Below are 20,498 nucleotides of genomic sequence, written 5' to 3' on the forward strand. Positions count from 1 at the left end.
GCGCCCTGGTAGGTTATGTATTCCTGGAACTTAAATCGGGCGCTTACGTTCTTTTAAAAGAGGTATGAAATGAATATATATCAGCATTTCAGGCCCGAGGAACGAGATTTCATTGACCAGGTGCTGCATTGGAAGGATTATGTTGAAAATGCCTACGCACCAAGGCTTACTGATTTTCTTGATCCTAGGGAACAGCATATTTTAAAGGTTATTATAGGTGAACATCCCCTGGTAAAATGGGATCTTTTTGGCGGAATTAAAGACGCTGAAAGAAGAAGGGCCATTATTTATCCAGAATATATGGAACCCTCGGAAGAGGATTTTCAAATTAGCCTTTATGAAGTGGACTATCCTTCAAAGTTTGTTACCATTGAACATCCTCAGGTTCTTGGAAGTCTCATGTCGCTTGGGCTCAAGAGAGGGAAATACGGTGATATTCTATTTGAAGGTGACAGAATTCAGTTTTTAGCTGCCCAGGAGGTAGGCCATTATATTACTTCACAGCTTGAATCCATTGGCAGAGCTTCCGTTACTTTGAAGGAAGTAGCTTTCAGTGAAGCTATATCAGCTGGCGTATCTATAACAGAGCAATCCATTACAGTTTCTTCACTTCGCCTTGATACGGTTGTTTCTGGAATACATAATCTCTCCCGGCAAAAATCACAGCTGTTGGTTCAGCAGGGACATGTAAAAGTGAACTGGACAAACATTGAAAATCCTTCCTTTGAGTGTGAAGAGGGCGATCTTATTTCCGTAAGGGGACATGGACGGGTCAAAATCATTTCACTGGAAGGTGTAACGAAAAAGGAAAAAATCAGAATAATCATTGGTAAGCAAAAATAATTTATCCTGTCCATGAAGGACTTTATGTGAAAGATGTCGAATATTAGCTTTAATACATAATGATTCTGATACATTTGGAGGTGGCGTCATGCCTTTAACACCGTTAGATATACACAATAAGGAATTTAACAAAGGATTCAGAGGTTATGATGAAGACGAAGTAAATGAATTTCTTGATCAAGTTATCAAGGACTATGAGTTAATCATTAGAGAGAAAAAAGAAATGGAAGAGCGTCTTAAAGATTTAAATGACCGTCTTGGACATTTTACAACCATTGAAGAAACCCTAAATAAATCAATTATTATAGCTCAAGAAGCAGGGGAAGACGTAAAAAGAAATGCCCAAAAGGAAGCTAAGCTAATTATTAAGGAAGCAGAAAAAAACGCTGACAGGATAGTAAATGAATCACTTTCCAAAGCTAGAAGAATTGCATTGGAAATAGAGGATTTAAAGAAGCAGTCCAAGGTTTTCCGTACACGTTTTAAAATGCTGATTGAAGCTCAGCTTGATATGCTAAACACGGATGATTGGGATCATTTGCTTGAATATGAGCTCGATGCTACTGAACTGAAAGCCACTGAGGAAGAAGATTCACTGGCTTGACGAAATGATGGCATTTCGCATATAATTTTCTAATAAAGTTGACAGGTCAAAAGACATTGACAGGGACAGTACAGTTTTCAATTGTTTTTTTTAGCGAACCGGGGATGGTGGGAGCCTGGTATAAGCAGAAAGCTGGAATATCACCCTTGAGTTCCTTGCTGAACGCCTAAACAGGCTATTAAGCAAAGGCGTTTTGTTCACGTTACGAATGTAAAAGTGGAAAATGTGCATAAGCGCATGATCTATCAGGGTGGTACCGCGGGAATAAAACCTTCTCGTCCCTATTGGGATGAGGGGGTTTTTTTGTTTTCTGAAAAATTAGCGGGCACTACCTTTTAACTTTTTGATCATTTGTCAATGATGATAGTGTCAGGAGGAAGAAAAAATGGATTATAAAGATACACTGCTCATGCCGCAAACTGAATTTCCGATGCGCGGCAATCTTCCCAAGAGAGAGCCTGAAATTCAGGAAAAATGGGAGGAAATGAATATTTATAATAAGGTGCAGGAGCGAACGAAAGAACGCCCGATGTTTGTCCTTCATGATGGACCTCCTTATGCAAACGGCGATATCCATATGGGCCATGCACTAAATAAAATTTTAAAGGATTTTATTGTTCGCTTTAAATCAATGAGTGGCTATAACGCTCCTTATGTTCCAGGCTGGGATACTCATGGTCTGCCAATTGAACAGGCGCTTACGAATAAAGGGGTTAAACGCAAAGAAATGACAGTTGCTGAATTCCGTAAATTATGTGCGGAATATGCTCTTGAGCAAATTGACAACCAGAGAGTTCAATTTAAACGCCTTGGTGTCCGGGGAGACTGGGAAAACCCTTATATCACCTTAAATCCTTCATATGAAGCACAGCAAATTAAAGTATTCGGTGAAATGGCGAAAAAAGGCTACATTTATAAAGGTCTTAAGCCAGTTTATTGGTCTCCATCAAGTGAATCCGCTCTTGCTGAAGCTGAAATTGAATACAAAGATAAAAAATCCCCATCCATTTATGTTGCATTTAAAGTAAAGGATGGCAAAGGTGTGCTTGATACAGATACCAGCATTGTTATCTGGACAACAACACCATGGACAATTCCCGCAAATCTTGGTATTTCTGTACATCCGGAGCTTGAGTATGTGGTTGTATCAGCAAATGGCAGTAAATATCTTGTAGCGGAAGCGCTGCTTGAGTCTGTTAAAAAAGAATTTGGCTGGGAAGATGCGGAAGTAGTACAAAAGGTAAAAGGAAGCGAACTTGAGAACATACTTGCATCTCATCCGCTTTATGACCGTGATTCCCTTGTTATGCTTGGGGAACATGTAACTACTGATGCAGGTACAGGATGCGTCCATACCGCTCCAGGCCACGGGGAAGACGACTTCCATGTAGGTCAAAAATACGGTCTTGAAGTACTTTGTCCGGTTGATGACCGGGGTAAGATGACAAACGAAGCACCAGGATTTGAAGGATTGTTTTACGATGAAGCTAATAAGCCAATTGTTCAGGCACTAGAGGAAGCAGGAGCTCTTCTAAAATTAAACTTCATCACCCACTCTTATCCGCACGACTGGAGAACAAAAAAACCGGTAATCTTCCGTGCAACTGCACAATGGTTTGCCTCCATTAAGGATTTCCGTAATGACCTTCTTGAGGCAGTTAAGGAAACTAAGTGGGTTCCAGCCTGGGGTGAAACTCGTTTGTTCAACATGGTAAGAGATCGTGGTGACTGGTGTATTTCCCGTCAGCGTGCATGGGGTGTTCCAATACCGGTATTCTATGCTGAAAACGGGGATCCAATCATTACTGACGAAACCATTAATCATATCTCTGACCTTTTTAGATCGAATGGTTCAAATGTTTGGTTTGAAAGAGAAGCCAATGAGCTATTGCCTCAAGGATTTACACATCCTGGCAGCCCGAATGGACGTTTTACAAAGGAAACGGACATCATGGACGTCTGGTTTGACTCCGGTTCTTCTCACCAGTCTGTTTTGGAAGAAAGGGATGACCTGCAGCGTCCAGCAGACCTTTATCTGGAAGGCTCCGACCAGTACCGAGGCTGGTTTAACTCTTCCCTATCAACTGGAGTGGCTGTTACAGGAAAAGCTCCTTATAAAGGCGTCCTGAGCCATGGCTTTGCGCTTGATGGTGAAGGAAGAAAGATGAGTAAATCGATTGGTAATGTTGTGGTACCGGCAAAAGTTATGAATCAGCTTGGTGCCGATATTCTCCGCCTTTGGGTAGCATCAGTAGATTATCAATCCGATGTTCGGGTATCTGATCCTATTCTTAAACAAGTTGCGGAAGTTTACCGTAAAATTCGTAACACTTTCCGATTCTTGCTTGGAAACCTTTCTGATTTCAACCCTGAAACAGATGCGGTAGAGTATGGAAGGCTTCGTGAAGTAGATCAGTTTATGCTTGTAAAGCTAAACAAACTAATTAAATATGTTCGTTCCGCTTATGAAAATTATGAGTTTGCAGGTATTTATCATGCAATCAATAATTTCTGTACTCTTGATTTAAGTTCGTTCTATCTTGATTTTGCAAAAGATGTTTTATATATCGAGGCAAAAGACAATCATGAGCGCCGTGCTATCCAGACTGTTCTTTATGAATCTCTGCTTGCTCTTACAAAATTGTCTGCACCAATCCTTTCTCATACTGCGGACGAAGTATGGAGCTTCATTCCTTCTGTTAAAGAGGAAAGTGTACAGCTTTCAGATATGCCTGAGTTTAAGCCATTGGAAAACGCTCTTGCACTCGAAGATAAATGGTCTGCATTTTTGAAGCTTCGTGATGATGTTCTCAAAGCTCTTGAAGAAGCTCGAAACGAAAAAGTGATCGGTAAATCTCTTACTGCAAAGGTTACATTGTATGTAAATGATAAGACTCGTGGATTGCTGAATTCTATCCAGGAGAGCGTTGGTCAGCTCTTTATCGTTTCTGGTTTTGAAGTAGCAGGATCCTACGATGATGCACCGGAAAATGCATTAAAGCTTGAAACTGCAGCTATTGTTGTAACCAAAGCTGAAGGCGAAACATGCGAAAGATGCTGGACTGTCTCAACTGAGGTAGGCAAGGTAGAAGAGTATCCAACTCTTTGCCCTCGATGCGCAGAAGTGGTAAAAGAAAACTATACTGCATAATCAAAAAACCCCGTGCGAATTACTGCATGGGGTTTTTTAGGGGCGTTTTTCCAGCTCCGCGGCAGAAGGACTTTATTCACTAAAATGTTATTTATTAAAATGTTATTATTTCCACCTCCGACAATTGCTAGTGGTGATGACAAAAGTTTTAAAGGTTTGCTTTTAAACCACAGGCAATAATAAGAAAAAATCTTATACGGAGGCATTTAATATGATGGCATCAACTGAAAAGCTGTATGTGGAACTCCGTAATACCGAAAAGGAATTGATAAACCGTTTAAGTAATCTGAAGGATAAAACGTGGTTCACATGCATTTTGGAAGAGGAACTTTCAGATGTTCAGAATGCAATGGGAAAAATCGAAAAAGGGACATTTGGTGAATGTGAATTTTCCGGGGAATTATTACCCGAGGACCTGCTTTCCATTGTTCCTATACTTAGGACAGAGAAAGATTGTGCTGTTATAAATTTCTTTTATAAAAAACCATATGAGGTATTGTTTTTTGACCGTTAGATTTACGATGAAGGCAGGTTGTGCTAAAATGCTAGGGAAGTCATCGCATAATGTGGAGGTTTTCCGGTGTTTTATTATTTGATTGCTGTTTTAATTATTTTATTAGACCAGGTTACAAAATGGCTGATTGTTGCAAAAATGCAATTTGGTGAAAGCATAACGGTAATAAAGGATTTTCTTTATATTACATCCCATCGCAATAGAGGTGCGGCTTGGGGAATTTTGCAAGGGCAGATGTGGCTCTTTTATGCCATAACAGTAGTTGTGATTATTGGGATTATCTATTACATGCAAAAAGCAGCAAAAGGAAAGCCGATGCTTGGCATTTCACTTGCGTTAATGCTAGGTGGGGCGATCGGTAATTTTATTGACCGTGTCGTTCGCAAAGAAGTAGTTGATTTTATCCATACATTTATTTTCAGTTACAACTTTCCTGTTTTTAATGTTGCAGATTCGTCCCTTGTCATCGGTGTGGCATTATTGATGATTCAAATGCTGCGAGAAGAGAGAGAAACAAAGGAGAAATCATATGGAGAAAATGGAACACACGGTTCTTAAGGAACAAAAGGGAGACAGGATTGATAAAACTGTTTCCACAATAAATGAAGATTGGTCCAGGTCACAGGTTCAGCAATGGATTAAAGATGGACATGTTCTGGTTAACGGGCAGAAAGTTAAAACCAATTATAAATGCAGTGTTAATGATAATATTGAAATTGTTATTCCAGATCCTGAGCCATTGGATGTCATCCCTCAAGAAATGGACCTGGATTTCTATTTCGAGGATAGTGATGTTTTGGTTGTAAATAAACCGCGAGGCATGGTGGTTCACCCGGCACCCGGACATCTAAATGGGACGCTGGTAAACGGGCTAATGGCTCATTGTAAAGATTTATCAGGAATTAATGGAGTCATGAGGCCCGGAATTGTACACCGAATTGATAAAGATACTTCAGGTCTTTTAATGGTAGCGAAGAATGACATGGCCCATGAAAGTCTGGTAAACCAGCTCGTTGAAAAAACGGTTACCAGAAAATACAAAGCAATTGTACATGGTGTAATACCGCATGACTATGGTACGGTAGATGCTCCCCTTGGCAGAGATCCAAAAGACCGTCAGAGCATGACAGTTGTGGACCAGGGTAAGCATGCTGTTACACATTTCCATGTGATAGAAAGGTTCAAGGACTTTACGTTTATTGAATGCCAGCTTGAGACAGGAAGGACTCACCAGATCCGGGTCCATATGAAGTATATTGGGTATCCTCTTGCCGGTGATCCGAAATATGGACCGAAAAAGACTCTTGATATCGATGGTCAGGCATTGCATGCGGGAATTCTAGGGTTTGAACATCCAAGAACAAAAGAATACCTTGAGTTTGAGGCTCCACTCCCAAAAGAGTTTGAAGAGATTCTTGGCACTTTAAGAATTAATAATTGACATGTCGAAGTTTGTAAGATAAGATAACTGTAGTTGAATAGTCCTTTAAATCAGTCCCGTGAGGCTGAGAAGGAAACGGATGCAAGGGGCCAGTAAATTGGCCAAAACGTTACCTCTCGCCAAAACCGGTGGGAGGTTTTTTTTATGGCAGAACAAAAAGCCGAAGTACTTGATGAACAAGCAATCCGCAGAGCGTTAACCAGGATCGCACATCAAATAATTGAAAAGAATAAAGGTGTTCAGGACAGCATCCTTGTTGGCATTCGAACAAGAGGCATTTACTTGGCAAAACGCCTCGCTGATCGAATTGAGGAAATTGAAGGAACTCCAATTAACATTGGTGAATTGGATATCACGCTATATCGTGATGACCTTACTAAAAAAACAGAAAACCAGGAACCACTTGTAAAAGGATCGGATATTCCTTTTGAAATTACAGATAAAAAAGTAATTCTTGTCGATGATGTCCTTTACACTGGAAGAACCGTTAGAGCGGGTATGGATGCCTTAATGGATATTGGCCGTCCATCCTCTATCCAGCTAGCTGTACTGGTAGACCGCGGACACCGGGAGCTTCCAATAAGGGCAGATTATGTAGGGAAGAATATCCCTACCTCCAGTTCGGAAAAAATCGTTGTAGAGCTTGTGGAAATTGATAATGCTGATCAGGTCAGCATTTTTGAAAAATAAATAACCCTTTTAATGGCAGTCCTGTGAGGCTGACAAAGGGAGACAAAATAGTTCAGATTTTTGAGCCATTTACCCTCTTTGTTTTCTCATCAGGCAAAGAGGGTTTTTTTTAGGCGATTTTAAGGAAAGTTAAAGATAAGCAGGAAAGACCGGCATCATTTATTATCACTCAAGCCGTTGGAATTCTTCTTGCAAAAATAAATATAATACAAGGGGAGAAAGAAATAATGAATAAACCTATCCTGGATGTAAAAGATGTTCCAAAACCGGCCCAATGGCTTACACTTAGTATTCAGCATCTGTTCGCAATGTTTGGGGCAACCATCCTTGTTCCATATCTGGTGGGCTTAAGCCCGTCCATCGCTTTAATCTCAAGCGGCCTTGGAACACTTGCTTTTCTGTTAATTACTCAATTTAAAGTTCCTGCATATCTTGGATCATCCTTTGCCTTCATTGCTCCGGTCATTGCCGCCAAAGCGGCAGGCGGTCCGGGAGCGGCCATGATCGGTACCTTTATGGCAGGTCTTGTATACGGAATTGTTTCTTTAGTCATTAAAAAAGCAGGATACCGCTGGATTATGAACCTTCTTCCTCCGGTAGTAGTTGGTCCTGTTATTGTGGTAATCGGACTTTCACTTTCCAGCACTGCAGTAGGTATGGCAATGAACAACCCTGCTGGGAAATACAGCATGCTTCACTTCTCGGTTGGCCTTGTTGCCCTGGGAGCAACTGTAATTTTCTCCATCTATGCTAAAGGAATGCTTAGCATGATTCCGATTCTTGGAGGGATCGTCGTAGGTTATATCTATGCGTTTGCAGTTGGAGTGGTTGATTTAGCACCAGTTGGTAAAGCACATTGGTTTGAAATGCCTGATTTTATCTTCCCTTTTATCGACTATAAAGTAAAAGTAACCTGGAGCCTGGTTGGATTGATGGTCCCAGTTGCGATTGTGACGCTTTCTGAACATATTGGCCACCAGCTCGTCTTAAGTAAGGTAGTAGGAAAAGATTATATTAAAGATCCAGGGCTTCACCGCTCTATCTTAGGAGATGGAACTGCGACAATGATTTCTGCTCTGATCGGAGGACCTCCTAAAACCACTTATGGTGAAAATATTGGAGTGCTAGCAATCACTCGGGTATACAGCGTGTACGTCCTTGCCGGCGCTGCAGTAATTGCATTATTATTCGGCTTTATTGGAAAAATGACAGCATTAATCAGCACAATTCCAACACCTGTTATGGGCGGAGTATCAATCCTCCTGTTTGGAATCATCGCTTCCTCCGGCCTTCGTATGCTGGTAGACAGTAAAATTGATTTCGGTGATAAGCGTAATCTTGTGATTGCATCCGTAATCCTTGTTATTGGAATCGGCGGTGCATTTATCAAGGTCGCAAACTTCCAAATCCAAGGTATGGCTCTTGCTGCGATTATTGGTGTTGTGTTAAATCTAGTACTCCCAGGCAGAGAGCCTGCAAAAGAAGATCTTTTTGAAGAACAAAAATCCGCATAAAGCGAAAGCGAACCTTTTAAATGAGTCCAGAGAGGCTAATAAGGGTGTAGCGTAACTGATGACAGGCACAGAAGGAATGTAAAATCCTTGTTGGGCTTGCTGCAGCGCAAACACCCTGGCCTTAATGGCAGGGTGTTTTTTTAGCTAATCAGAATTTATATCCATAAATTCTGAACGCATAAGCAAAACTAAGGCCTCCGCCAAAAAGTAATTGGCGAATGCCAAGTTTTTCTAATATCAAAATGCTTTCAATCATGTTGCAGCTTCACTTTTTAAATAAAAGTCAAAACATAACAAAAAATGTATTAAAAATCATGAGGCGGTGGAATGGATGAAGCATTTATTGACTACATCGGAATTAACTGCAGGTGAAATACTCCATATTCTTGGAGATGCACATGAGTTTGCCAAAGGAATGGAATGGAAACCGAAAAAGGATATATTCACAGCTAATCTCTTTTTTGAACCAAGTACAAGGACAAAGACAAGTTTTGAGGTAGCAGAAAGGAAGCTTGGACTGCAGGTAATCCCGTTTGAAGCAGAAAGATCCAGCATTCAAAAAGGTGAAACTCTTTATGATACGGTTAAAACCATGGAAAGCATTGGCATAAACACCGCTGTTATCCGTCATCAGCAGGATTGCTACTTCAATGAACTGCTGGACGGCATTCGAATTCCAATAATCAATGCAGGCGATGGCTGCGGCCACCATCCTACTCAGTCTCTGCTAGATCTTATGACAATTCAGCAGGAATTCGGCTACTTTTCTGGCTTGAAGGTTGCCATCGTTGGGGATGTCCTGCACAGTCGGGTAGCCCGTTCAAATGCGGAGGCCCTGACAAAGCTTGGTGCGGAGGTTTCTTACTCAGGACCCGAAGAATGGTTTGATCCAAAAAATAAATCCTTTTATAAACCTATTGATGAAGCTGTCGCTTCTTCGGATGTGGTGTTGCTGCTTCGAATCCAGCATGAAAGACATGAGGAAAAAGGAAGCTTAACAGCTTCACAGTATCATGAACTTTTTGGTTTAACCGAACGGCGGGAAAAAACAATGAAACCTAACAGTATTATTATGCACCCAGCCCCTTTTAACAGGGATGTGGAGATAGCAGGAAGCCTTGTTGAGTCAAAGCGTTCCAGAATCTTTAAGCAAATGCAAAATGGAGTATTCGTTCGTATGGCAGTTTTAAAAAGATCAATTGAAAGTATAGGAGGGGGAAACAGTTATGAAAATGCTAATTCAAAACACAACGTTTTTCAATACTGAAAACACATTCCAAAAGGGTGATATCCTAATCGAGGACGGAATCATCTCGGATATTGGAGAGGAACTTTCTTATACAGATGCAAAGGTCATTGATGGAACGAAATTCATTACAGCTCCAGGGCTAATTGACTTGCATGTCCACCTTAGAGAGCCTGGTGGTGAAAAAAAGGAGACGATCGAAACTGGAACACACGCTGCTGCCAGGGGAGGATTTACCACTCTCGCCGCTATGCCAAATACAAGGCCAGTACCGGATTCTAAAGAGCAGCTGGATTGGCTTCAGGGAAGGATTAAAGAAACGGCTCATGTCCGCGTTCTCCCTTATGCATCCATTACTGTCAGAGAGCTGGGCCAGGAGCTTACAGACTTTGAAGCATTGAAAAATTCAGGGGCTTTTGCTTTTACGGATGATGGTGTAGGCATTCAGTCTGCTTCTAAGATGCTTGAAGCAATGAAAAAAGCCGCTGATGCAGGAATGGCGATTGTGGCGCACTGCGAGGAAAATACACTTATAAACAAAGGTTCGGTTCATGAAGGGATTTTTTCTGAAAAACATGGACTTAACGGCATACCTTCTGTATGTGAATCAGTACATATCGCCAGAGACGTATTACTTGCCGAGGCAGCCGGCTGCCACTACCATGTCTGCCATATCAGTACAAAGGAATCAGTCAGGACAGTCAGAGACGCCAAACGGGCTGGAATTAAAGTCACAGCCGAGGTAACACCGCATCACTTATTATTAAGTGAGAACGATATCCCTGGACTGGATCCGAATTACAAGATGAATCCTCCGTTAAGGGGAAAAGAAGACAAAAGGGCATTAATCGAAGGCCTCTTGGATGGCACGATTGATTTTATTGCAACCGATCACGCACCTCATATGGAGGCAGAAAAAAGTGAAGGAATGCAGCTGGCTCCATTTGGCATTGTTGGCTTGGAAACTGCATTTCCGCTTTTGTACACGAACCTTGTTGAAGAGAAGATCCTTACGCTTGAAGAGTTGATTGGCTTCTTAACAGTAAAGCCGGCAGAAGCCTTCTCACTGCCCTATGGAAAAATAGAAAAAGGGGCTATTGCTGATCTTGTACTTATCGATCTAGAGGAAGAAAAGAAAATCGAACCGGAAGAGTTTTTATCTAAAGGTAAAAATACACCATTTAAAGGCTGGAATTGCAAAGGATGGCCGGTAATGACGATTGCCCAAGGGAAGATAGCTTGGCAGAAAGGGAGCGGACAATAATGAAAAAACAGCTGATATTAGAGAATGGCACCATTTTTGTCGGAGAGGGCCTCGGCAGCCAGGAAAAAACAATTGGAGAGGTTGTTTTCAATACAGGAATGACCGGTTATCAGGAGATCCTGTCTGACCCTTCCTATTGCGGGCAAATTGTTACTTTTACATATCCGCTTATAGGAAATTACGGAATTAACCGGGATGACTTTGAATCAATTAATCCCGCGGTAAAGGGATTCATTGTTAAAGAAGCAGCAGAACTACCTTCTAATTGGAGAAGCGAATTTACAATTGATGAATATTTACGATTTAAAAAGATTCCGGGAATAAGTGGAATTGATACAAGGAAGCTGACGAGGATTATTAGGGAATATGGCACATTAAAAGGAGCGATTTGTGATATCTCGGAGGATGCACAGCAAATTCTTTCACAGCTTCGTTCATCTGAGCTTCCGATAGACCAGGTTAGCCAGGTTTCAACCAGGAATCCTTATCCCAGCCCTGGCCGGGGAAAAAGAGTAGTGCTTGTAGATTTTGGAATGAAGCATGGGATTCTAAGAGAGCTAAATCGCCGGGACTGTGATGTGGTGGTGGTTCCTTATCATACAAGTGCTGAAGAAATCCTCCATTTACGCCCGGATGGAATTATGCTTTCAAACGGACCTGGAGATCCAAAGGATGTGCCGGAAGCGATTGAAATGATTATAGGGATATTAGGTAAGGTACCTCTTTTCGGAATCTGCCTTGGACATCAGCTTTTTGCCCTTGCCTGCGGAGCAGATACAAGCAAAATGAAGTTTGGCCATCGCGGCTCAAACCATCCGGTTAAAGATCTTCGAACAGGAAAAATTGCCATTACCGCTCAAAACCACGGTTATGCGGTTGAAAAAGAGTCTGTAGGCTCAACAGCACTTGAGATTACTCATATCGCTCTTAATGATGATTCTGTCGAAGGACTTCGACACAAGGAGTTTCCAGCCTTTACAGTGCAGTACCATCCTGAAGCATCACCAGGACCAGAGGACGCAAACGGTTTATTTGACCAGTTTATGAATTTAATAGATTCCAAGAAAGAGGAGGCTGCTGGCTATGCCAAAACGTACTGATATTAAAACCATTCTTGTGATTGGGTCTGGCCCAATCGTCATCGGGCAGGCAGCTGAATTCGATTACGCCGGAACTCAGGCTTGTCTGGCATTAAAAGAAGAAGGGTACCGGGTTATTCTTGTAAACTCCAATCCAGCTACCATTATGACGGATACCGAAATAGCCGATAAGGTTTATATTGAGCCACTAACACTTGAATTTGTGAGTAGCATTATCCGAAAGGAACGTCCTGATGCACTCCTAGCCACCCTTGGTGGACAGACAGGTTTAAATATGGCTGTTGAACTCCATGAGTCTGGTGTTCTTGATGAGTGCGGAGTAGAAATCCTTGGGACAAAGCTGACAGCCATAAAAAAAGCGGAAGACAGGGAATTGTTCCGGACTTTGATGAACGAACTCAACGAGCCGGTGCCGGACAGCGAAATCGTGCACCATATGGAGGAAGCGGAGCGTTTTGTTGAGAGAGCAGGGTATCCGGTAATAGTAAGGCCAGCCTATACTCTTGGAGGAACAGGCGGAGGAATTTGCCGCGATCATGATGAGCTGGCGGAAATCATCGCCAGTGGCCTCAAAAACAGCCCGGTGAACCAGTGTCTTCTTGAAAAAAGCATCGCTGGATTTAAGGAAATCGAATATGAAGTAATGCGTGACAGTAATGATAATGCTATCGTGGTTTGTAACATGGAAAATATTGACCCGGTTGGAGTGCATACAGGTGATTCAATTGTAGTTGCTCCTAGTCAGACACTAAGCGACCGTGAATACCAGCTTTTAAGAAATGTTTCCCTTAAAATTATCCGCAGCCTTAAGATAGAAGGCGGCTGCAACGTTCAGCTGGCACTAGATCCAGACAGCTTTGAATATTTTATCATCGAAGTTAACCCGAGGGTTAGCAGATCCTCTGCTCTTGCCTCAAAAGCAACGGGATATCCGATTGCCAAGCTTGCAGCAAAAATAGCTGTTGGGCTTACACTTGATGAAATGCTAAATCCTGTTACAGGCAAAACCTATGCAAGCTTTGAACCTGCACTTGATTATATCGTAACCAAAATTCCGAGATGGCCTTTTGATAAATTTGAATCAGGTAACCGTTCACTCGGGACTCAAATGAAAGCAACCGGGGAAGTAATGGCGATCGGCAGAACCTTTGAAGAGTCCCTGCTAAAAGCCATTCGTTCACTTGAAGCCGGTGTAAGCCACTTTGAATTAAAGGACGGACAGGAAATAGATGCTGATCTGCTGGAAAAACGAATCAGAAAAGCAGGCGATGAAAGATTATTCTATATCGCGGAAGCGCTGAAACGTGGAATTACGATCGAAACGATCCACAATTGGAGCAAAATAGACCTCTTTTTCCTTAAAAAGATGGAAGGAATCATTTTACTTGAGCAAAAGACTGCAAAGAATCAGTTTGAGGTTGAATCGGCATACAAGGCCAAGCAATCAGGATTTTCGGACAAGAAGATTGCCGAGCTTTGGAATACTTCTGAAGAAGTGATTTATTCCTGGAGAAAAGAACAGGGAATCCTTCCAGTCTATAAAATGGTAGATACTTGTGCAGCTGAGTTTGAATCCGAAACTCCATATTTCTATGGGACATACGAAGAAGAGAACGAATCGGTGAGAACTGACAGAAAAAGTGTCATTGTACTGGGATCTGGCCCTATCCGAATCGGCCAGGGAATTGAATTTGATTATGCAACCGTCCATTCTGTAAAAGCGATTAAAGAAGCCGGGTATGAAGCAATCATCATTAATAATAATCCTGAAACGGTTTCAACCGATTTCAGCATTTCCGATAAATTATACTTCGAGCCTCTTACCGCAGAAGATGTTATGCATATAGTTGACCTTGAAAAACCAGAAGGAGTCGTGGTCCAATTTGGCGGGCAAACAGCCATAAATCTTGCAGGGAAATTAGCGGAACATGGAGTGAAAATCCTTGGAACCAGGCTGGAGGATCTTGACCGGGCTGAGGACAGAAACAAGTTTGAGCACGCACTTGAAGAACTGAAAATCCCAATGCCTCCGGGCAGAACTGCCATGTCTGTTGAGGAAGCTGTTATTGTAGCAGAAGAAATCGGTTATCCGGTTCTTGTCCGGCCTTCCTATGTTCTGGGAGGACGTGCAATGGAGATTATCTACCGCCAGGAAGAACTTCTGTATTACATGAAAAACGCTGTAAAAATAAATCCGGAGCATCCTGTTTTAATAGACCGTTACCTGACTGGTAAAGAGATTGAAGTAGATGCCATTTGTGATGGGAAGGATGTTCTTATCCCTGGAATTATGGAGCATATAGAGCGCGCCGGAGTACATTCCGGAGATTCGATCGCGGTTTATCCGCCACAAACACTTTCTCCAGAGATTAAGGCAAAGCTTGCGGAATATACCAAGAAGCTTGCAAAAGGACTAAACATTATCGGGCTTCTGAATATCCAGTATGTACTGTGTAAAAACGAAGTGTATGTTCTTGAGGTAAATCCCCGCTCAAGCCGTACTGTTCCATTCCTCAGCAAAATTACGGAGGTGCCGATGGCTAAAATAGCAACAAAAGTGATTTTAGGAGAGTCTTTGGCGGAACAGGGATTTAGCACCGGGCTGCTTCCAGAAAAAGAAGGAGTTTATGTAAAAGTTCCAGTGTTCTCATTTGCTAAACTCAGAAGCGTTGATATAACTCTAGGACCTGAGATGAAATCGACAGGTGAAGTAATGGGCAAGGATTTAACTCTTGAAAAAGCACTTTATAAAGGCTTGATTGCATCAGGAATGAAAATCCAGAAATTTGGAACGGTCCTTTTAACAGTCGCTGATAAAGATAAAGGTGAAGCCCTAAAATTAGCGAAAAGATTTGCTGGAAACGGGTACCGACTCATGGCGACAGAAGGAACTGCCAAGACGATTGAAGAAGCAGGTCTCCCGGTAACAGTGGTAGGGAAAATCGGGTATGAAGGTAAGACTTTGCTGGATGTGATTCATAAAGGAGAAACACAGTTTATTATCAATACTCTTACAAAGGGAAAACAGCCTGAACGCGATGGATTCAGAATTCGCCGGGAGGCTGTGGAAAATGGTATCCCTTGCCTTACGTCACTTGATACAGCAGATGCTATTTTAAAAGTAATTGAATCAATGAACTTTTCAACAGAAGCGATGGGCACGGATAAGAAGGAGGCAATTTTTGCATGATCCGCAAAGAATTATGTGAAGTTATCCGCCAAACAGAAATAGCTGATTCCATTTTTGAAATGACTGTAAAAGGTGAAATGGTGAAGGATATCCGCACTCCTGGCCAGTTTGTACATGTAAAGGCGGCTGAAGGTTACGATCCCCTTTTGCGCAGACCCATCAGTATTTCTTCGATTGACAGAAGTAAAAATGAACTAACGATGATTTATCGTAAAGAGGGCCGGGGAACGGCCCTTCTTTCTGAAAAAAAGGCAGGAGCAGCCATTGATGTACTGGGACCGCTCGGAAATGGGTTTCCCTTGGATGAAGCAAAAGCAGAAGAAACGGCCCTTTTAGTAGGGGGAGGAATAGGCGTGCCTCCGCTATTCGAACTTTCCCGTCAGCTAAAGGCAAAAGGCGTTAAAGTAATTCATGTACTTGGCTTTCAAACAAAAGACAGTATTTTTTATGAATCAAAGTTTGAGAGTCTGGGAGAGACCTTGATTGCAACCGCAGATGGAAGCTATGGAGTTAAAGGATTTGTAACGGATGTGATACGTGAGAGGAAGCTGCAGTTTGATGTTGTATATGCTTGCGGACCAACTCCGATGCTCCGTGCAATTGAACAGAACTACCAGGATAAAAAAGTGTTTTTATCACTGGAGGAGCGGATGGGTTGTGGAATAGGCGCCTGCTTTGCATGTGTTTGCCACACAACAGACGATCCGAAAGGAATCTCTTATAAAAAGGTTTGCAGTGATGGTCCTGTATTCCGTGGTGGGGAGGTTGTAATATGAATAGGCTGAATATTAATTTGCCTGGATTGGATTTAAAGAACCCCATAATGCCAGCCTCAGGATGTTTTGGATTTGGGCGGGAGTACAGCCAATTTTACAATCTGGATGTCCTTGGGGCTATTATGATCAAGGCGGCGACACTTGAGCCGCGGTTTGGAAATCCAACTCCGAGAGTGGCGGAAACGTCAGCAGGCATGCTTAATGCCATTGGGCTGCAAAACCCTGGAGCATATAAGATTTTAACCGAGGAATTACCGTGGCTTGATCAGTTTGATGTTCCGGTTATCGCTAATATAGCCGGTTCACAGGAAAATGATTATGTGGAGACGGCAAGGATTATTTCACAAGCAGCGAATGTTCATGCCCTTGAACTAAATATTTCATGTCCTAATGTGAAAACAGGGGGGATTGCTTTTGGTACGATTCCGGATGTGGCAAAGCAGCTAACCAGAAAAGTAAAAGAGGTATCCGCGGTTCCGGTTTACGTGAAACTATCACCAAACGTTTCCAATATTGTTGAGATGGCCAAGGCTGTTGAGGATGGCGGAGCGGATGGGCTGACAATGATCAATACACTAATTGGCATGCGGCTGGACCTCAAAACGGGAAAACCCATTTTGGCCAATAATACCGGAGGTTTATCAGGACCTGCGATAAAGCCGGTTGCACTTCGAATGATTTACGAGGTAAGCCAGAAAACGACACTTCCGATAATCGGAATGGGAGGCATTCAATCCGCAGAGGACGTTGTTGAATTTTTCTACGCAGGAGCAAGTGCTGTCGCAGTCGGTACGGCAAACTTTGTTGACCCATTTGTTTGTCCAACTATTATTGAGGAATTAGCAGCACTGCTGGATAAGCTTGGTATAGAACATATTTCCGAATGTACAGGAAGGAGCTGGAAGAGGAATGAACAGCCCGTTAATCATCGCGCTTGATTTTTCCAACTGGACGGAAGTAGAGGGTTTCCTAGGGATGCTTGGGAAAGAGAAGCTTTTTTTAAAGGTGGGAATGGAGCTTTTTTACCAGGAAGGCCCTTCAATCATTCATAAATTAAAGGAACTGGAACATCAGGTTTTTCTTGATTTAAAGCTTCACGACATACCGAATACTGTTAAAAGTGCGATGAAGGGGCTGGCAAGACTGGAATGCAATCTTGTCAATTTGCATGCTGCCGGAGGACGGGAAATGATGGAGGCTGCCCTGGAAGGACTGGATGCAGGGACTCCAGCGGGTAATGAACGTCCACAGTGTATCGCTGTTACCCAACTCACAAGCACCTCTGAAGCACAGATGCAGCGGGAACAGCTAATTTCTGTTTCACTTGAGAAATCAGTTCTCCACTATGCAACGCTTGCAAGCCAGGCTGGCCTGGAGGGTGTAGTGTGTTCTGCTTGGGAAGCTAAAGAGATAAGGCATCAGCTTGGAGGCTCTTTTTTAACTGTAACACCTGGAATACGTCTTGCTTCAGATGAAGTACAGGATCAAAAACGAATTGCTACACCACAATTTGCAAGAGAATCAGGCGTTTCTGCCATTGTAGTCGGACGCTCAATTACAAAAGCAATGGACCCGTTAAGCAGCTATCTTAATTGGATGGAAGAATGGAAAGGGGTAAGGAAATGAAGAGAAAAATTGCTGAAAAACTTTTAGAAATTAATGCGGTGGCATTAAAGCCAAAGGATCCTTTTACATGGACATCTGGTCTCCGGTCCCCCATCTATTGTGACAACAGGCTTACTCTGTCCTATCCTGATGTGCGGAGAGAGATAGCCAATGGGTTGAAGAGCTTGATTGATGAGCACTTCCCGGGAGCGGAGATTATAGCCGGTACAGCAACTGCCGGGATTCCACATGCAGCATGGGTTAGCGAATTAATGAATCTTCCTATGTGTTATGTTCGTTCTGCGCCAAAAGGACATGGGAAAGGAAATCAGATTGAGGGGAAAGCAGAAGCTGGACAGAAGGTTGTTGTGGTCGAGGATTTAATTTCAACAGGCGGTAGTGTTATCACTGCTGTTCAGGCTTTAAGGGAAAGCGGCTGTGAGGTCCTGGGGGTCGTTTCCATTTTTACATACGGACTTAATAAAGGAAGAGTGCTGTTAGAGGGTGAGAAAATAGAAAGCCACTCATTGACAGATTTCGAAACGCTTGTTGAGTTAGCAATAGAAAAAGGGTATGTGAGCGGGGATGACCAGGGAAGCCTGCTAGAATGGGCAAAGGACCCTGGCAGCTGGAGCAATCAATTTGCCGTAAACTAAAAGATAAAGCCAGGCGGATGCCTGGCTTTATCTTTTAAAAATCGGGCTTATTCTTTAATCGGAGAACCGTTTCTTCGTCAGGTGTAACGAAAAGTGTTTGCTGGTTATCATAAATGACAAAACCAGGCTTAGCTCCGTTTGGTTTCTTAACATATCGGACCTTTGTAAAATCTACAGGTACGGAACTGGAGGAGCGGGCTTTACTAAAGTAGGCCGCCAGCATTGCTGCCTCCTCGATAGTACGTTCTGTTGGCTCCTTGCTGCGGATTACAACATGGGATCCTGGTATATCCTTTGTATGAAGCCATATCTCATCTCTTGCAGCGAGCTTGTTTGTCAGATAATCATTTTGTTTATTATTTTTGCCGACAATAATGTCTATACCGTCATGGGAGTAATAATGATCAAGAACAGGTTTAGCGTTAGCAGAAACCTTTTTGCCATTTCTTTTTTGCCGCATGCGGATGTAACCGCCCTCAACTAGTTCTTCCCGGATTTCCTCTATATCTTTAGGAGAAGCTGACTGTACCTGCTGATAAAGACTGTCAAAATAAACAGCTTCATCATGGGCAATTTGAATTTGTTCCTCAACAATCCGCATAGCCGTTTTCGCCTTTTGATATCTTGAGAAATACTTCTGGGCATTTTCTGAAGGAGTTTTCAGCGGATTAAGAGGGATAGTGATAGTACTCCCTGACTCATCATAGTAATTTACTACCTCAATTTCCTTCATGCCTTTTTTGGCAGCATATAAATTGGCAGTCAGCAATTCGCCAAATCTTTGATATTCATCGGCTCTTTCAGCTTCTTCTAGCGTTCTTTTCAGCTTTTCAATTTTTTTCTCATTTTTTTCCTTCTCGTTTACAATAAACCGTTCCAAATCAGAAAATTGCTGTTTTACACGATCGCGCACAGCTTTCCCAAAATAAAAACGATCCAGCATCTCACTTAAGCTTCGGAAAGTTTTGCTTTCACCTTTTAAATGTTTAAGTGGGAAGAGATAAAAGGCTTCTTTTCCAGAATAAGAGGTAATGGCTGGTTCTATTTTTCCGCTTTCAATTTCTTTTATCATCTTAATAAAATTTGGAGGAAGAGTAGTCCGGTTTGACAATCCGCTATTGAAAAGCACCTCTTTGGCAAATAGAGGAGAGACACCTGAAAATTGTTCCACAAGCTGGCGGTCTAGTCTGCCGCTGTTAAAGTCAAGTGTCTTTAAAACATCCTGTTCCTCCGCAGTGAAAGGATTGTGCTTATTCTGTTCAGGAGGCGCAATATATACCTGTCCAGGAAGAATGGCCCGGTGGGTATTAACCGCATACGATACATGCTTAATACTGTCGAGAATTACATTACGGTTTTTATCAACAAGAATGATATTGCTGTGCCGCCCCATAATCTCTACTATTAGCTGCTTATAGCTAATATCTCCAAGCTCGTTTCTGCCTTTTACTTCAAAAATAAAGATTCTTTCCGTTTCCACCTGGTATAAATCCTCAATGATATAACCTTCAAGATGCTTTCGAAGGAGCATGCAGAACATTGGCGGTTCGCTTGGATTCTCATGAGATTCAGCTGTGAGCTGGGCACGTGCATAGCTCGGGTGAGCTGATAATAGCAGTTTATGATTCTTTCCGTTAGCTCTAATGGTTAAAAGAACTTCATTTTTATAAGGCTGATAAATTTTGTTAATCCTTCCGCCTTTTAGCTTCTGTGATAATTCATCAGCCATCGCTTTTGTAAATAATCCATCAAATGACATAAATAACATCCTTTTCTTTTACAGCTCTCACTATCCTTTTAGTATACCCTGTGGAAGTAAGACTGTCTCTTATTCCCTCTTAGCTTTTGTTTCCTGCCCAAACCAAGTTTTTCTCTATCTTAGCATTTTTTGGGACGAGACCGAA

Annotated in this window: 16 protein-coding genes, 1 pseudogene and 1 other annotated feature; of the genes and pseudogenes, 16 read left to right on the plus strand and 1 reads right to left on the minus strand. The window is 42.3% G+C overall.

Annotation, left to right across the window (positions count from 1 at the left end; genetic code table 11):
- The first annotated feature begins 69 nt into the window (after positions 1–69).
- The 16 genes and pseudogenes from AC3WR0_RS00700 (at position 70) to pyrE (ending at position 18,594) form a co-directional block, all read left to right on the plus strand.
- The gene (locus tag AC3WR0_RS00700) at positions 70–843 is read left to right on the plus strand and encodes a YlmH family RNA-binding protein (RefSeq protein ID WP_492550545.1); all 774 of its coding nucleotides are present in this window, start codon (positions 70–72) and stop codon (positions 841–843) included.
- 88 nt (positions 844–931) lie between these two features.
- Entirely contained in the window at positions 932–1,447 is a 516-nt protein-coding gene (locus AC3WR0_RS00705; protein WP_492550546.1) for a DivIVA domain-containing protein, read from the plus strand.
- A gap of 47 nt (positions 1,448–1,494) precedes the next feature.
- Positions 1,495–1,733 (plus strand) — a binding site (T-box leader).
- Between the two features lie 99 nt (positions 1,734–1,832).
- On the plus strand, positions 1,833–4,598 hold the full coding sequence (gene ileS, locus AC3WR0_RS00710; RefSeq protein WP_492550547.1) for an isoleucine--tRNA ligase: 2,766 nt from the start codon (positions 1,833–1,835) through the stop codon (positions 4,596–4,598).
- Positions 4,599–4,809: 211 nt separating this feature from the next.
- Positions 4,810–5,112 (plus strand): hypothetical protein, encoded by a 303-nt coding sequence (locus AC3WR0_RS00715; RefSeq protein ID WP_492550548.1) that lies wholly within the window; start codon positions 4,810–4,812, stop codon positions 5,110–5,112.
- A gap of 66 nt (positions 5,113–5,178) precedes the next feature.
- Positions 5,179–5,670, plus strand: a complete 492-nt coding sequence (gene lspA / locus AC3WR0_RS00720) for a signal peptidase II (RefSeq protein WP_166023782.1) — start codon at positions 5,179–5,181, stop codon at positions 5,668–5,670.
- Entirely contained in the window at positions 5,642–6,553 is a 912-nt protein-coding gene (locus AC3WR0_RS00725) for an RluA family pseudouridine synthase (RefSeq protein ID WP_492550549.1), read from the plus strand. The genes lspA and AC3WR0_RS00725 overlap by 29 nt, the downstream gene beginning before the upstream one ends.
- 144 nt (positions 6,554–6,697) lie before the next feature.
- Positions 6,698–7,243, plus strand: a complete 546-nt coding sequence (gene pyrR, locus AC3WR0_RS00730) for a bifunctional pyr operon transcriptional regulator/uracil phosphoribosyltransferase PyrR (protein ID WP_027323319.1) — start codon at positions 6,698–6,700, stop codon at positions 7,241–7,243.
- Between the two features lie 227 nt (positions 7,244–7,470).
- Positions 7,471–8,757: a solute carrier family 23 protein gene (locus tag AC3WR0_RS00735; RefSeq protein ID WP_492550550.1), complete on the plus strand. Its 1,287-nt coding sequence runs from the start codon at positions 7,471–7,473 to the stop codon at positions 8,755–8,757.
- Between the two features lie 331 nt (positions 8,758–9,088).
- On the plus strand, positions 9,089–10,024 hold the full coding sequence (locus AC3WR0_RS00740) for an aspartate carbamoyltransferase catalytic subunit (RefSeq protein WP_492550551.1): 936 nt from the start codon (positions 9,089–9,091) through the stop codon (positions 10,022–10,024).
- Positions 9,984–11,267 carry a dihydroorotase gene (gene pyrC / locus AC3WR0_RS00745; RefSeq protein WP_492550552.1) on the plus strand — a complete coding sequence of 428 codons (1,284 nt, stop codon included), beginning with the start codon at positions 9,984–9,986 and terminating at the stop codon, positions 11,265–11,267. Before AC3WR0_RS00740 ends, pyrC begins: the two co-directional genes overlap by 41 nt.
- Positions 11,267–12,387 (plus strand): annotated as a pseudogene (locus AC3WR0_RS00750) (carbamoyl phosphate synthase small subunit). The gene pyrC and the pseudogene AC3WR0_RS00750 overlap by 1 nt, the downstream one beginning before the upstream one ends.
- Positions 12,351–15,557 carry a carbamoyl-phosphate synthase large subunit gene (carB, locus tag AC3WR0_RS00755; RefSeq protein ID WP_492550553.1) on the plus strand — a complete coding sequence of 1,069 codons (3,207 nt, stop codon included), beginning with the start codon at positions 12,351–12,353 and terminating at the stop codon, positions 15,555–15,557. Before AC3WR0_RS00750 ends, carB begins: the two are co-directional and overlap by 37 nt.
- Positions 15,554–16,333 carry a dihydroorotate dehydrogenase electron transfer subunit gene (locus AC3WR0_RS00760; protein WP_492550554.1) on the plus strand — a complete coding sequence of 260 codons (780 nt, stop codon included), beginning with the start codon at positions 15,554–15,556 and terminating at the stop codon, positions 16,331–16,333. The genes carB and AC3WR0_RS00760 overlap by 4 nt, the downstream gene beginning before the upstream one ends.
- Complete coding sequence (locus AC3WR0_RS00765; protein WP_492550555.1) at positions 16,330–17,271, plus strand: dihydroorotate dehydrogenase; 942 nt, start codon at positions 16,330–16,332, stop codon at positions 17,269–17,271. Before AC3WR0_RS00760 ends, AC3WR0_RS00765 begins: the two co-directional genes overlap by 4 nt.
- Positions 17,243–17,959, plus strand: a complete 717-nt coding sequence (gene pyrF / locus AC3WR0_RS00770; protein ID WP_492550556.1) for an orotidine-5'-phosphate decarboxylase — start codon at positions 17,243–17,245, stop codon at positions 17,957–17,959. The genes AC3WR0_RS00765 and pyrF overlap by 29 nt, the downstream gene beginning before the upstream one ends.
- Positions 17,956–18,594, plus strand: coding sequence for an orotate phosphoribosyltransferase (gene pyrE / locus AC3WR0_RS00775; protein ID WP_492550557.1), 639 nt, complete (start codon positions 17,956–17,958; stop codon positions 18,592–18,594). The genes pyrF and pyrE overlap by 4 nt, the downstream gene beginning before the upstream one ends.
- 34 nt (positions 18,595–18,628) lie before the next feature.
- On the opposite strand, the gene AC3WR0_RS00780 is transcribed toward pyrE, so the two are convergent.
- Complete coding sequence (locus AC3WR0_RS00780) at positions 18,629–20,353, minus strand: Rqc2 family fibronectin-binding protein (protein ID WP_492550558.1); 1,725 nt, start codon at positions 20,351–20,353, stop codon at positions 18,629–18,631.
- Between the last annotated feature and the right edge of the window lie 145 nt (positions 20,354–20,498).

This window comes from Neobacillus sp. FW104-15D2 (assembly GCF_058790155.1).

Coding starts and splice junctions, on each gene's coding strand:
- carB (WP_492550553.1), top strand. CDS start 12,351: ATGCCAAAACGTACTGATATTAAAACCATTCTTGTGATTGGGTCTGGC.
- AC3WR0_RS00780 (WP_492550558.1), bottom strand. CDS start 20,353: ATGTCATTTGATGGATTATTTACAAAAGCGATGGCTGATGAATTATCA.
- AC3WR0_RS00765 (WP_492550555.1), top strand. CDS start 16,330: ATGAATAGGCTGAATATTAATTTGCCTGGATTGGATTTAAAGAACCCC.
- AC3WR0_RS00760 (WP_492550554.1), top strand. CDS start 15,554: ATGATCCGCAAAGAATTATGTGAAGTTATCCGCCAAACAGAAATAGCT.
- AC3WR0_RS00735 (WP_492550550.1), top strand. CDS start 7,471: ATGAATAAACCTATCCTGGATGTAAAAGATGTTCCAAAACCGGCCCAA.
- AC3WR0_RS00740 (WP_492550551.1), top strand. CDS start 9,089: ATGAAGCATTTATTGACTACATCGGAATTAACTGCAGGTGAAATACTC.
- pyrC (WP_492550552.1), top strand. CDS start 9,984: ATGAAAATGCTAATTCAAAACACAACGTTTTTCAATACTGAAAACACA.
- AC3WR0_RS00725 (WP_492550549.1), top strand. CDS start 5,642: ATGGAGAAAATGGAACACACGGTTCTTAAGGAACAAAAGGGAGACAGG.
- pyrF (WP_492550556.1), top strand. CDS start 17,243: ATGAACAGCCCGTTAATCATCGCGCTTGATTTTTCCAACTGGACGGAA.
- pyrR (WP_027323319.1), top strand. CDS start 6,698: ATGGCAGAACAAAAAGCCGAAGTACTTGATGAACAAGCAATCCGCAGA.
- ileS (WP_492550547.1), top strand. CDS start 1,833: ATGGATTATAAAGATACACTGCTCATGCCGCAAACTGAATTTCCGATG.
- AC3WR0_RS00700 (WP_492550545.1), top strand. CDS start 70: ATGAATATATATCAGCATTTCAGGCCCGAGGAACGAGATTTCATTGAC.
- AC3WR0_RS00715 (WP_492550548.1), top strand. CDS start 4,810: ATGATGGCATCAACTGAAAAGCTGTATGTGGAACTCCGTAATACCGAA.
- AC3WR0_RS00705 (WP_492550546.1), top strand. CDS start 932: ATGCCTTTAACACCGTTAGATATACACAATAAGGAATTTAACAAAGGA.
- pyrE (WP_492550557.1), top strand. CDS start 17,956: ATGAAGAGAAAAATTGCTGAAAAACTTTTAGAAATTAATGCGGTGGCA.